This is a genomic window from Acinetobacter sp. GG23, assembly GCF_057766365.1.
The window spans coordinates 195030-208399 of the sequence record NZ_JBYMDJ010000007.1; the positions used below are offsets into that span (position 1 = coordinate 195030).

The 13370-nt window shown below is 35.4% G+C and carries 12 protein-coding genes; 7 read left to right on the plus strand and 5 right to left on the minus strand.

Annotated elements, in window-relative coordinates; genetic code table 11:
- Positions 1-390: 390 nt before the first annotated feature.
- Both AC3CAU_RS12710 and AC3CAU_RS12715 read left to right on the plus strand, forming a co-directional pair.
- Complete coding sequence (locus AC3CAU_RS12710) at positions 391-579, plus strand: hypothetical protein (RefSeq protein ID WP_424621035.1); 189 nt, start codon at positions 391-393, stop codon at positions 577-579.
- Between the two features lie 336 nt (positions 580-915).
- Positions 916-1176, plus strand: coding sequence for a hypothetical protein (locus AC3CAU_RS12715; RefSeq protein WP_424621033.1), 261 nt, complete (start codon positions 916-918; stop codon positions 1174-1176).
- 161 nt (positions 1177-1337) lie between these two features.
- On the opposite strand, the gene AC3CAU_RS12720 is transcribed toward AC3CAU_RS12715, so the two are convergent.
- From AC3CAU_RS12720 to AC3CAU_RS12730, 3 genes are all read right to left on the minus strand, one after another.
- Positions 1338-1805, minus strand: a complete 468-nt coding sequence (locus AC3CAU_RS12720) for a BLUF domain-containing protein (protein ID WP_424621031.1) — start codon at positions 1803-1805, stop codon at positions 1338-1340.
- A 39-nt stretch (positions 1806-1844) separates the two neighbouring features.
- Entirely contained in the window at positions 1845-2294 is a 450-nt protein-coding gene (locus tag AC3CAU_RS12725; RefSeq protein ID WP_424621029.1) for a BLUF domain-containing protein, read from the minus strand.
- Positions 2295-3066: 772 nt separating this feature from the next.
- Positions 3067-3435, minus strand: a complete 369-nt coding sequence (locus AC3CAU_RS12730; RefSeq protein WP_424621027.1) for a hypothetical protein — start codon at positions 3433-3435, stop codon at positions 3067-3069.
- A gap of 388 nt (positions 3436-3823) precedes the next feature.
- On the opposite strand from AC3CAU_RS12730, the gene AC3CAU_RS12735 reads away from it, so the two are divergent.
- Complete coding sequence (locus tag AC3CAU_RS12735; RefSeq protein WP_447053317.1) at positions 3824-4093, plus strand: hypothetical protein; 270 nt, start codon at positions 3824-3826, stop codon at positions 4091-4093.
- 1305 nt (positions 4094-5398) lie between these two features.
- On the opposite strand, the gene AC3CAU_RS12740 is transcribed toward AC3CAU_RS12735, so the two are convergent.
- Positions 5399-5731 (minus strand): hypothetical protein, encoded by a 333-nt coding sequence (locus tag AC3CAU_RS12740; protein ID WP_447053316.1) that lies wholly within the window; start codon positions 5729-5731, stop codon positions 5399-5401.
- Positions 5732-6339: 608 nt separating this feature from the next.
- Here AC3CAU_RS12740 and AC3CAU_RS12745 point away from each other — a divergent pair.
- A complete protein-coding gene (locus AC3CAU_RS12745; RefSeq protein WP_447053315.1) occupies positions 6340-7797 on the plus strand; it encodes an MFS transporter in 1458 nt (485 codons plus the stop codon).
- Positions 7798-7933: 136 nt separating this feature from the next.
- Here the strand turns inward: AC3CAU_RS12745 and AC3CAU_RS12750 are convergent, their stop codons facing one another.
- The gene (locus AC3CAU_RS12750) at positions 7934-9178 is read right to left on the minus strand and encodes an amidohydrolase (RefSeq protein ID WP_447053314.1); all 1245 of its coding nucleotides are present in this window, start codon (positions 9176-9178) and stop codon (positions 7934-7936) included.
- Positions 9179-10253: 1075 nt separating this feature from the next.
- Between AC3CAU_RS12750 and AC3CAU_RS12755 the strand changes: the two genes are divergently transcribed.
- Genes AC3CAU_RS12755 through AC3CAU_RS12765 form a run of 3 tightly spaced genes read left to right on the plus strand, consistent with a single transcriptional unit; the run spans position 10254 to position 13159 of the window.
- Positions 10254-11042: a tellurium resistance protein gene (locus tag AC3CAU_RS12755; RefSeq protein ID WP_131218323.1), complete on the plus strand. Its 789-nt coding sequence runs from the start codon at positions 10254-10256 to the stop codon at positions 11040-11042.
- A gap of 20 nt (positions 11043-11062) precedes the next feature.
- Entirely contained in the window at positions 11063-12196 is a 1134-nt protein-coding gene (locus AC3CAU_RS12760; RefSeq protein ID WP_131218325.1) for a toxic anion resistance protein, read from the plus strand.
- Between the two features lie 42 nt (positions 12197-12238).
- Positions 12239-13159 (plus strand): hypothetical protein, encoded by a 921-nt coding sequence (locus AC3CAU_RS12765; protein WP_424621804.1) that lies wholly within the window; start codon positions 12239-12241, stop codon positions 13157-13159.
- Positions 13160-13370: the final 211 nt, after the last annotated feature.

Here is a 13370-nt window from a genome sequence, read left to right on the forward strand (position 1 = left end):
CTGCACTCGTGACACTGCAAAAGAATGTGGACAGTGGGCAGCACTTAAATTATTAGAATTAAGATCACAAACTAAAATTGAGAATGGTGAGATTAAACCTAAATTTACGTTTAGAGATTTGAATAATCAATAATACTAAAACGTTGATCAGTGGAAGGATTCAAAGTCATCACGTGCTTGGATCAAAGGCCAATACAATAATTTTGAAAATAAATTTGGGGCATTGGCACAGAAATCCATTTATGACATTAGTCCAAAAGATTTGACGAATTGGAGAAATAAAAAATTACAAGAAGTTGGAGAAAACACGGTACTTAAAGAAATTTCACATTACAGACCAATATTTACTTATGCAAAAAAATACTTCTTAATTTAAATGAAAATCCTTGGATGCAAATCACACAATCCAAAAAACCTAAAGCATGTTTACGTCGTATTTATAAATCTGAAATTGAACTTATATTAAAAACATTAAATTATGAAATAGGTAAGGAACCTATTTTGCCACAACACTATGTTGCTTGGGGATTTCTCTTTGCTATTGAAACCGCAATTAGAGCGTTATATAAGGGGGAATAACGAATCTTGGGAGACATACTTGACCGAACTATACAGAAGTTCTAAAGAACGTTGTTGAAGCCCTGAAGGTGAGTTTTTGGCTTTGGTTGGGTTAACATAAAAGTAAAATAATAAATAAGGACTACTATTAAAAAATGTAATATTTAGAATAACTTAGACCTGAAGGCGTTTTTTAATGTTTATTAGTCCCTTTTCTTGTTAATAAATTAAAATCTAATAAATATTAAAATTACCTTAAACTTATATAAGTATTAAAAATCTTACAAAAATAAGTGTCATTAAAATTTTATTTTGCTACTCTTTAATAAGAAAAAGTTTAAAGAACGAGTAGTAATTATGAATATTAATGAAATTACTCTGCAAGATGAAAAATTTAACTTACATAATTTAAAAAAAGTTAAAGATTCAATTTTTGATCCAGTGAATAAAGTTGAGACAATTCAGTGGTTATGGATTTATTCTGAAACTTCAGAATTTTTTTATATAGAACTTTGGCAACATCTAGATTCTGCGAATTTATACCAAACAATAAAATTTAATGACAAGCTTTTTAAAGTGATTGCTATTGATACTACTTCCAAGATTAGATATTCGTAAGTGATAAAAATATTACTAATAAATTACTATAAAAAACTATTAAATTATTTTTATTATAAAGTAAGAGATTTAATGGCTTGTATAAATAAAAAATCAATGATTTAAACTACTTAATAAAGCTATAATTTATAATCATGCATAAAATCAGATCGCTATTTTAATTATAAATAAGGCGTTACTCCTCGTAGATTTAAACCAACCTTTTTGCGAATCGAAACTTGTTTTTCGCATAAAAGCACCTTTAAAAAAATATTCAAATTTTCATCTTTGAGAGCAGTGGGAGTAAACATCTTAAAACCTAAATTGTTAAAAAACAGGTCAATCTTGGAACATTTCTGAACATATTTCATTGACCAATTTTTAAAACTAATGGTATCAATTGAAGTAATCTCGAATTCAATAATGTTTTGATGTCTAGTATCTGTTTTTATGCGTTGAAACAATTCTTTAACTATGTGATTTTCACCTTCAATACATTGAAAAAAATGATTATTAGCATAATATAGAACTCCATAAATTTCATTTTTTCTATTAAAATTTCGTGCAGTACTTAATATGCTATTTAGGTCTTCAATAAGGTCATTTGATGATTCATGACGAATACTGGCATAACATAATCTAATAATCATATGTTTTCCCAATATCTACTATTCTGTTTAAAAAGACTCTCATTCAGTCACTTCATAGTTATGAGCTTCAAGCCCATACTCTGCAGCAAGAAGATTAATGAATAATGGGATAGTCTCACTAGTCAGTAGATAAGGATTAAAATCATCCAAGTGTTTTTCTTGAAAAAAGGCTCCAAGTTTTTTATTAACCGGGGCAAATTTCATATTCCAATGTTTAAATAACCCTTTTTCACATTTTTCATAAAATAGTATTTCACAATTTTTGTGACGCGGATCCTTCAATATTTTAGAGTAAAGCAGTTCATCAATTTTACTTTTACGTCCTTCAAGACATTGAACGAAATATCCATGTCCATAGTAAAGTACACCCGTAATTTCATTACGAGAGTTGAAATCTACAGCAGTATTTAGAATTTCTATTAAATCTTCTTTGAGATTCGGATGGAGACTTGTAGCTTTGCTTGCGTATAAAACTCGAACAAATTCCATTAGCTTATTTCTCCATTAGCTTATTTCCACTGTTGAATAACAGTGAGAGGAAAATATTAAATATTTTATTTTACTAAGAAAAATAATATTTTAACATAAGTGTATTAGCAGCTCTACCAGCATGAAGTGTTTAAATTTTTATAACGAATGGTATAAAAATATTTACTAAAATTAAAGAATGTAAAGTTTTTTTACTCGTTTTAAGGTGAATTGTTAAATAATTATGTAAGCTAGAAAAGTTGTTAAAAATAAACCATTGAAATAAATATATATTTAATTTAAATACTTTTAAAAATCTGTTTAAAAAAAGTACAATTGTAAGATATTTCTCACAATTATGTAAGCTGAAGATTACATCGTTAAATTTAATATTACTTATACTTCTTCCACATACAACAAGTGTTCATTATTAAATAAAACCGAATATAAGTTTAGAAGTTAATCTGGAGAACTTCTAAATTAAAATAACGAGTTATAATAATTTTGAACACAATAAAAATGTAGTGTATATGGGGTACCTTCTCCCGGAGTAATTTACTTCGGGAGAAGGTTTTTATTAATTGTTTATAGGTTAAGTAATTAAAATGCTAGTCATAAAAAATACTTTTGTTTTTTTGGGTTCTATTTTAGCTATTTGTTTACTAATCATTACTTTTGATAAAATCGGAATGAATAGACATTTTAATATATTGTTCTCAGCATTTTTATATGGAGTATTTATTACAACTTATTTTAAAACAATAGGTTTAAGTTTGATTTGTATCTTTTTATTTTATGGATTTTTATTATTACTTACTGAATCATTTGAAGTTTTTGAAATGTTCTCTATTTCTTGCTTGGCTTTATGCCTGATAAAAATGATTATGCCAAAATTAAAATATAAAGATTTAGGTAATACATTTTTAACTAGAAAATTATAAATTTGATTTAGGTTGTTTTTAGATCTGATTCTAGATTCAACTGAGACACGAGTCCGTTTAATTTGGTATATGTATGAGTGGCTTTTTCCATGATCCATTTTAGCTTGTCTATTTTCAGTTTTAAATCCCTGTAGTTTCATGGGTGATTCTGCATTAAATTCAGGTAGGCCATAAGCTGTAGTAATACTGAACTTTGCCATTTGCCGTTTAATTTCAGCCACTTTTATTTTACTTGCGCGTTCAGCTTATTCTCTATTGGCAAATGTTCCTTTCAAATGTTTCACTTTACTCTTTTCACCTGTAATCCCTTTGTCACATTTCGCTTTGCATGTGTCCTGATAGCTAGCTAATACACTGGTATGGTCAGACTCATGATCTTGTTCGTTATAACGAAATTGATCACCGTCGTTCCTGGTCAAAACTAGGGTAGGTAGATCTTTACCTGAATAGGTTCTTGCAGAACCGGCTTTAATGATAAGTAAGCGGTCTCTTTCACCGCCATTTCGGCACCGTTCTGTTTGACCAAGCGTTGTAACAGGTTCAGATCCGATTCATTGGTCTGGTCCACATGGGATAAATTTATGGTTTTTAAATCGTTGGCCATGACCGGTGTTAGATCATTATTTTGGCAATTATTGCACCGACACTATTTCCAATACCGTTTGGCCAGTCCTTGCATCAGCATATGCATTACAAACTCAAAATAATGTAGACGCATTAGAAGATGCTTTGGAAAATTTAAAAGGGGCGGACAACTTTAAAAATTTATTACTCTATACATCAGGAGGAAAAGAAAAAGGGGCGAATGTTATTCCTCTGGCTGAGGTAGCTGCTAAAGATGGGTTTTATAATATTAAGATTGCCAGTCGTGATGAGTAGTTGGCTGGCCATCGTATTCCACCACAACTGATCGGCGTGGTACCGTAAAATGCAGGGGGCTTTGGTGATGTTGAGAAAGCCGCGAAAGTTTTTTATTACAATGAAATTGTCTACTATCAAAATCTAATGAAACAGATCAATGAGCGGCTTGGGGTAGAGGTCATTCAATTTAAAGATTATGAGCTTTTATCTACGAGTGAGTAGCTAAAACTTATCCTACTTTTATAAAAATATTTATGCATAAAAAAACCCCGGTATCCTGTCGGGGTTTTTCGTATTGGTTCGCTTGGTATAACTCCTGTCGTACCTTACTGTCCTTGTGCGTATCTATGTTCTTATTATTGTGTGGAACTTCCTGTTCCTGATGAATCCATCATAGGAAATTACCCCAAGATCGTATAGCCGCAAAGGGCGGGAATTGATGTAAGCAAATGCGTACAAGATCGGCCAAAAACTGTCTCCATTATATCCGAAGATATTGGGGGATATTTTTTGCTCTAGGAAGACTAGGAACACTGAAAAAAGCTTCGTCTTGAATATAAAGTAATCGATTTTACTGGCAGAATATATCAAAAAAGTTTAAAAATTCCGACTTGTTTTTAAGCCAGTTTTTTGCTGTTTTTAGGTAGATCGGAATTATTTAACTACATGAAAAAAATATTTTTTATATTTCGTTTCGTATAAGCGCCATTATGTTGAATGGGGTTTTGTTTTTACCATTTTTGGAGATCTTTTATAAAGTTATAAAATATTTCCATAGGTTATAATAGTGAATAATTTTTTAAGGCTAAATATAATTCATCATCATATGAAATAAGTAAATTATTTAAATTTTTATTTTCTAAGTATTCTGAAATTAAAGTAATTTTTTGAAAAAAAGAATAAATATCCTCTTTTGACTAAATAGAAGTACTGAGACTAAGAACATACTCATTCAATAATTTATGGATTACATTATTTCTCGCATTTATATCAAGATCAGTGATATGTATCTTTTTAAAATATTCAATAGTCTCTTAATGAACAGCCAAAAAATATACTTCTAAAGCTAGTTCATCTGAAGGATTAATTTCTAAAGTATCCAAGGCCCATTTTTGAATGTCTTCTGGGGATTTTAAATATAATTAGACTTTAAATTGAATTTTATTGGTTTTACTCATTTGTATTATATTAAATATTAGTTATTAACTCCCTTAATTAAGTCTTAAGACAGCTAGTCTGTATATAACCAACGGATGAATTTTCCATCTTTATCATAAAGTTTATGAGCTAATGCGTAAGGGCAATTTATCAAGAAGTACCATCCTAGAGAATTATTTTTTTTTGATCCATTTGATGGATAGCAAAGCTACCAAGCCAAACTTGTTGTAGCTGTTCAATTTGGTCTTGTGGGCTTCCAAGCAGCAACTCTCCATCTCTAGATGGCTCTTTATAGTTTAAATTATAAAATAAAGAAATATCACCACTTTCTAACAGTATTTTCAGAGCTTTGAAGAAGGCTGTATCTTGTTTATATTCGAGCTTAACCTCTGGATCGATTTCTTTAAGAAAGTTACCATACAAATAAAATAAATCATCTAACCCTTCCTTAAACTCATATTCATGAAAGGTTTTAAGGATTAGCTCCAATTGATTCATTAAAACTAATGCTCCAAAATATTTAAAAATTAAGAATTTCTAAAATTAACATAATACACCTTATACAAAATCAAAAATGTAAGCCCAAAATAAAAATGTCGGCTTTAAGAATATGCACTTTTGCGATTATCGAAGCGGTCGGTTTGCTATGTTGGTGTCTATATCTTACAAAGAAATTCAACGTCTTTTAGTCCTGCAAGACCTTCTAGATCATCGTATTATTTAGATCCGTGCTGCTGAAATCCTGAATCTTTTAACCCTGCCTTGGTAATTCTAAATGTGAGTATTAGCTTCAGCTTCTAACATTTGCCTAACTCATTCTGTTTTCCGAACTTCAACAACCAACATTATTGGAATTAGCGAATTAATTGTCCGTTTTCTTGCGGGGGTTAATACAAAACACAACAAAGATTCATTTAGGCTGAAAGTAATATGAGTTATATTTTTTTAATGGCAGTTTAAGTCTTAAACCTTTTGAGCAAAGATATAAGAAAGATTGAAAGGGAATAGATGTGCACAATATGATCTATGCTATTCAGCTAGATAGTAACGACGAGATTATTTCTGGGCACCACAGAGCTATATTAAGAATAACAAAGGAGTTTTTTATGAATTCCACGACAAGCAACATAGCATTTAAAGGTAACGATCGCCTGCTGTTTGGCATCATCATGGGGGTCATGGCCTTTTGGCTGTTTGCCCAAACAACTCTCAATATCGCACCCGACATGAGTCGCGACCTTGGTATGACAGCCAATAGTATGAACAGCGCAGTGGCAATCACCGCACTGTTTTCCGGCATCTTTATCGTCGTCATGGGTGGGCTAGCCGACCGAATTGGCCGCATGAAGATCGTACGCATTGGTTTCTATCTCAACATCATTGGCTCTCTGCTGGTTGGCCTGACACCGACAGGTGAGCTTGCTGTACCGGTCCTGTTAGTCGGACGTGCGCTGCAGGGTCTTTCGGCAGCGTGTATCATGCCAGCCAGTTTGGCAGTTGTGAAAGCCTATTGGGACGGTGCAGAACGTCAACGCGCCATCAGCATGTGGTCGATTGGGTCATGGGGCGGTTCTGGCTTGTGCGCATTGTTTGGTGGCCTGATGTCGCAAAACTTTGGCTGGCGTTCAATTTTCTTTGTGTCAATTGCAGTTTGCATATTGGGCCTATGGATGATGCGTGGCACACCGGAGAGCAAGGCTGCAACCAGAGGGGATTATAAATTTGATCTACCAGGTGTACTGACCTTCATGGTTGCCATGGTGGCATTGCAGGTCGTCGTCACTCAGGGTAATAATTTTGGCTGGGCCAGTCCATTATCACTTGGACTGATCGCTATAACAGTGGTGGTTGGCGCCCTTTTTCTAAAAATTGAATCCAAGTCGCCCAATGCTTTCTTCGACTTCAGCCTGTTCAAAAACGCCACTTATACTGGTGCAACGATCTCCAACTTCTTACTCAATGCGGTAGCTGGTACGCTGATTGTATCGCTGCAGTTGGTACAGTTTGGCGGAAATATGACTGCCCAGGCCGCAGGTATGCTGACCCTAGGGTATGCAATTGCCATCATCGCTTTCATTCGTGTCGGCGAGAAATTATTGAAACTTTATGGTGCGCGTAAGCCGATGATCTGGGGCTGTCTCATTACCGGCTTGTCGATTGTACTGCTGTCACCGGCTAATCTATTCCTGACAGACTATAAAATCCTCGCCATCATCGGCTATTCGTTATTTGGTGTAGGTTTGGCTTTCTATGCCACCCCATCTACCGATGCAGCACTGGCCAATTTGCCTGATGCACAGGCTGGTGCGGGTTCAGGCATCTACAAAATGGCTTCGTCACTGGGTGCCGCCTTTGGCGTAGCGATCTCAGCCGCAATTTTCACTGCATTTAGTGCTAATAATGAAAGCATTATGTGGTTGGAAGGGGTGATTACATTTTCCGGGCGGCAGGACAACCTGGCCGTGCGTGAGGCTGCAATCATAGCACTAGGGTTTAACGTGCTGATGATCGTGATTGCTATCCTATCTATCATGCTCACGGTTCCGAAAGCTAAGAAAACTTGAAATTTAGATTTTTGGAATGCAGAAGTTTGAGAAGATTGCAGGGGGCATATAATCAAGCTGATTGCCCCCTTTGTTTACGGGATTGTAAGTACTATGAGGCATGATTTAATGTCTCCCTTTACCTACGAGACCAGGATTATAACCAGGTTAATGCTGCAGTCAGCATGGCTTCCAAACCTGTTTTCACGGTCGGATCCAGTTCAATTTTAAATAGAGATGAGTGGTTGGCAGGAATTTGTGCCACAGTATTGTTTTGTACGGCTTGTTCCCATTGGTTGGCCTCGGTGGAACCTACAAACCAGAACACATAAGGAACGCCCCATTTACGGCCAAAGTAACTGAAGTCTTCACTGGCAGTGACAGGTGCCGTGACATAAGCACGTTCAGCAAAAAAATCGATAAAACTTTGTTCTAGCTTGGTGGTTGCCTGTAGATCATTTTCAGTGACAGGATAACTGTTTATAAATTTGATCTCAGGCTCATCATTCGCACCCGAAGCATGACTTTCGCAGCTACAAATGCGTTTGACTGAATTCAGCATCTTATCGCGGACAGAATCTTTATAACTGCGCATATTCAATTTCATTACAGCAGTATCTGGAATAATATTTTCTTTAGTTCCTGCTTGAATACTGCCAATGGTTAACACGGCACTATCTTGGGGGGAGATTTCCCGGGAAACAATTGATTGTAAGCGTACTGCGCTATAGGCGGCCATCATGACAGGATCAATCGAATTTTGCGGCATCGAACCATGAGCCCCCCGACCATGAAAGGTAATGTGTAAACTATCACCCGCAGTTAAAATGGCACCTGCCTTATAGCCTACAGTGCCGGCTTTTCCTACCATTACATGCTGCCCCAAAATAATATCGGGCTTAGGAAATTTATCTTGCATGTCTTCAATCATGGCTAATGCACCTTGGGCAACTTCTTCACCTGGTTGAAACACCAGCATCAGTGTTCCACTCCAGGCTTCTTTATGCTGGGATAGGATTTTGGCAACGCCCATGAGCCATGCAACATGTAAATCATGTCCACACATGTGAGAGATATTGGTTCTAACTCCTTCAGCAGCTTCGCCTGTGACTTGACTGGCATAAGGCAGGCCAGTTTTTTCTGGCATCGGCAGTGCATCCATGTCTGCCCGCAGCATTACCGTCGAGCCAGCACCATTGGATAGTAGGGCTACAATACCAGTGATGCCAATTTTTTCATGAATTTCATAACCTAAAGGTCGCAAATACTCCGCGACTTTTTTAGCAGTTCTGAATTCCTGCATGGAAAGTTCCGGGTTTTGATGGAAATCTTTATAAATGTCAGTGAGTTCTGGAATTAGCTCTATAATTGATTTTTCCAGTGCTTTCATTCGCTCGTTCATCGCAGTATCCTTTTTAAATTGGTTTTATTGGGGACAGAAAAAACGGATTGATCATCATTGCTACTGGTTAAAATTTTAAATAACTAAGGTTCGGATCAGCACATTATTTATAGATCATTTTGTGTGATTCTGGTGAATGACTTTAAGCTGTTAATAGGTAATATTTTTCTCAAAATCCAAAGAACACTCTATTTTGATTTTAAGTCAGAAATATTTTTTATGGTCTAATCGCCTTTAGATTCTTCTATGCATGTTCGTAAGTGAGCTTGCCTATGATGTTCTATTTTAAGGTATTCAGCATTATCCCGCTTACCAAGTTTAACAGCTACTTGTAGCTTATCTTCCAAGTCTTTTACTAACTGTAATCTCAACACATTTATAACTTATTTTCACTCTATTTAAATTAGAAAGGGCAGGCGTTTCTTGGCTAAACGCAGTTCCCTCCCGCCTGCGTGCTTTCACTAATAGTCACTATTTTGATATAGGGCTAAAAATAGCTCAAACCAATGCTATCAAAGACTTTGAGGGGGTTTTAGTTTGTAGAATTAATACAAAGTGATGCGATATGAAGAACCGAGTGATAATTAACTATAAGTACTCGATAATCATGCAGGCAGGATTATCGTTGTGTTAAAGGAATTCAGAAAACCTGATCAGTAAATTGAATCATTCTTTATTTAAGTGTCTGAAATATATTGTTTATAGATTATTATTTTAAATCTGTGAAAGTGATTTTTGCAAAAAAATATTTATGAGCATCAAAGTTCAGTGCATAACTTGAGATTCTAGTCAAACTTGTCACTCTGCATTACTCAAGTTTTTAGAAGCTTAAAAATGATTCTGAGAAGGAGGTGCAGGTTATCCAATGCTTCACATATTCATCTTCAACGTAGTGAACGAAATGAGCAAAAGATAGAATTAAGCGATGTAAATTTTATTTTTTAAATCTTGTTCAAACTTTGATTAAATTTCTTATCAAATTTATGATTTATAGCAAACAGCAATTGCAAAACTCTACATGATATTTTTTCTAAAAAGCTTACTATAAAAATGATTTTATTGAGTTTCTAATATTATGTCCCAGATAGATGTGCTCGTTCCTTTGGCTGAAATTGAAGTGAATCGGGCTGAACTTCTCTCCATTCAGCGTAATGATTTGGTGCCTTTGCTGAATGATCAATATCGTCTGAATCATTATGCTGATCAACTTATTCAAGCACAGTCGGTGTTATTGAATGGTGTCGATCCACATCTCACTCAGCAACTCAGTTCAACTATAGAACAGTTGATTCAATCCTTGGCAGATTCAAAAAAATATTTAAAAAAACGTAAGTTTAATGCTTTGCAAAAGTGGCTCGGTATTGACTTGGAATATGGTTCTGGGCAGGTCGAATATTATAAAAACTTGGATCAATTGCTCAGCCGTGCCAATTATTTAAGTCAAAAATTGCAAATCGAGATTCAAAAGTCGCAAGCTCGTTTTCAGCAGTTACTCGGGCATCGTGAACAAATGGCAAAATATATTATGGCTGCGCAAGAATTCTTGGTGGAATATCCTAATTTTGTAAAGAATCAGCATCCGTTAGACAATTTTTCAGAAAGATTATCGAAAAAAATTAATACTCTGCAAACCTTACAAGCCAGTAATGATATTGCAATTACACAAATGCAGTTATCTCAACAGCTCTCGTTTACCTTGCTGGATCGTTTTAAAGAGGCGCAGCAAGTCTTGATTCCTGCATGGCAATATCATGTTAAACAAAGCAACCAAAGCAATTCGACAATTGAATTGGAAAAGCTGGATAATAGCCGAGAGAATCTGATCCAAACTTTAAGAAAATCCCTTCAGAAACCTACACATTAAACAGAATATTCAGGTGAAGCATGACTGATTTTGAACAGAAAGATCTCCCTGCTGAAGTGAACACTGATATGGTTCAGCAAAAATTTCAGCAATTGAATTTACAAGAAATGGGTTTGCAGCATTCAGACTTTAATGAAGTGATGAATGCACATAAAGAATTAGCTGCAATGAACCATACCGCAGTGGCGGAATATGGCAAAAATATTGCAACCAAAACATCAAGCTATACCGATGAACTACTGAATCTGGTGCAGAACAAAGACCTGGACACGACCGGTCAAAAGCTAAACCAGGTAGTACAGGTTGCCCAGCAGTTAAATACCAGTAGCATTCTCAACAAGAAAAAAAGTTCCGGTTTTTTTGGTGGCTTGATCAGTAAAATGAAAGGAGCCAAGCAAAATTTCGATCAGAATTTTAATAGTACCAAAGAGCAAATTGATGTTTTGGTTAAAGAAATTGAAACCTCACAATCGGGGCTTAAAAGTCGTGTTGATACCTTGGATAAGATGTTTCAGGGTGTGCAAGACGAATATAAACAACTGGGCATTTATATTGCTGCCGGAAAATTGAAAGAACAGGAAATTCAGCAACAAATCGGATCTTTAACCACACAACCCCAAGATCAGACCACCGTTCAAAAAGTCTATGACCTGAATCATCTGGCCAATAATCTGGAAAAACGGGTCAGTGATTTACAGGTTTTGCAGCAATCTGCCATGCAAACCTTGCCGATGATTCGGATTATCCAGTCTAATAACTTGATGCTGGTGGATAAGTTCTATGCCATTAAAAACATCACCTTACCAGCATGGAAAAACCAGATCAGTTTGGCCATTTCCTTAAATGAGCAGAAAAACAGTGTACAACTGGCCAATAGTATTGATGATGCCACCAATGATTTGTTGCGCCGTAATGCGGATTTGTTGCATCAAAACTCGGTAGATACTGCCAAAGCCAATCAGCGTTCAGTAATTGACATCGAAACGCTTGAACATGTGCAAAACACCCTCATTAAAACAGTGAATGATGTGATTCAGGTACAGAAAGAAGGTATGCAGAAACGTGCTGAAGCCACGACGCGCTTACGTGCTTTGCAGGAAAATTTGAATCATTTGGTTATAGAATCAAGTACCAGTGGAGTGAATAAATCTTAAGAATACCCTTAAGTTCATTGCTCGCACTTTAGGAGAAACCGTTTGCCTCCCTTAGATGAATATGCTGTGAATCCGCAACAGATTGAATCGGGTGTAGTGGCGTTGAAAAAACGTCAACGCAATTTAATGTTGTTAGGTATTACCAGCAGCACTGTTTTTATTGCTTCAGTGGTAGCTTTATTTCTACAACATGATTTTGTGTATAGCTTTTTTGGAATTAGCACTGAATTAAAGCAATTGCATATGCCCATGAGTGTGGATGCAAATCTTGCTGAACTTGGGCAGCATACTGATTATTTTACTAATCTGTTGTCATGGTTTGGTTGGCTGATTCTGAAGCTGTTTTTTTCTTTTGTCGGGGCATTTTTTGTCATTCATTTTTTGAAAAAAATACGTTTCTTTTATACGCGTTTTCAGTCTTTTATTTTGAAATTTGTGGGATGGTTGGTTGCTTTTATTGTGTTGTGGTCAGGCTTAACCTTTCTGCAATATGATTTAAATGATGGTTCAAATAATGCTTATAGCGAAGCGATTCAATACGATAAAAATATTCAGCAAAGCGAATTGGCACAATATTTACAGCAGACGAATCTAGATAATCCCGTAAAGGCTTATTTACTTGCACAAGCCGCGTTGTTGCATAAACCTGTCGATAAAGATGCTGCCATTCCTCAGGTTCTAGCGTTGGTTAAAGCGGAAAAAACAGATCCCCATTTTATTGAATATGGTTTCAAGCCTGAACAACTCTGGACCATGCAGCATCAACTTTATGGAAAAACACTCACCCCGATGGCGCAGAGTGTTTCTAAGCAAGTTAGTCAAGCTGAACAAATGAGCGGTCTGGTGAATATCTTTATTATTGCAATGCTCATTCTATCTGCAATTGTGAGCTTGATTTTATTTTTCTTATCACAGTCTTTAAAAGGGCGCGTATTAAGAGTTGAACAACGCATTACCCCTTAAATAATGTAAGTTAAAAGCCCCGAAAGGGGCTTTTATTGTTTTTATTGACTGTTATTTCATTGCAGTTTTTTAAGTTTTGAAAAGATGCTGAGTTTAGTGAAGATAATATAAATGCTATTTGATTTGATAATCCGATCTTAATAATGAAAACAAACTGTTTTACCTATTTCATCATTTGTTTTAGTATAGCCTTATTAAATAAACATTTACT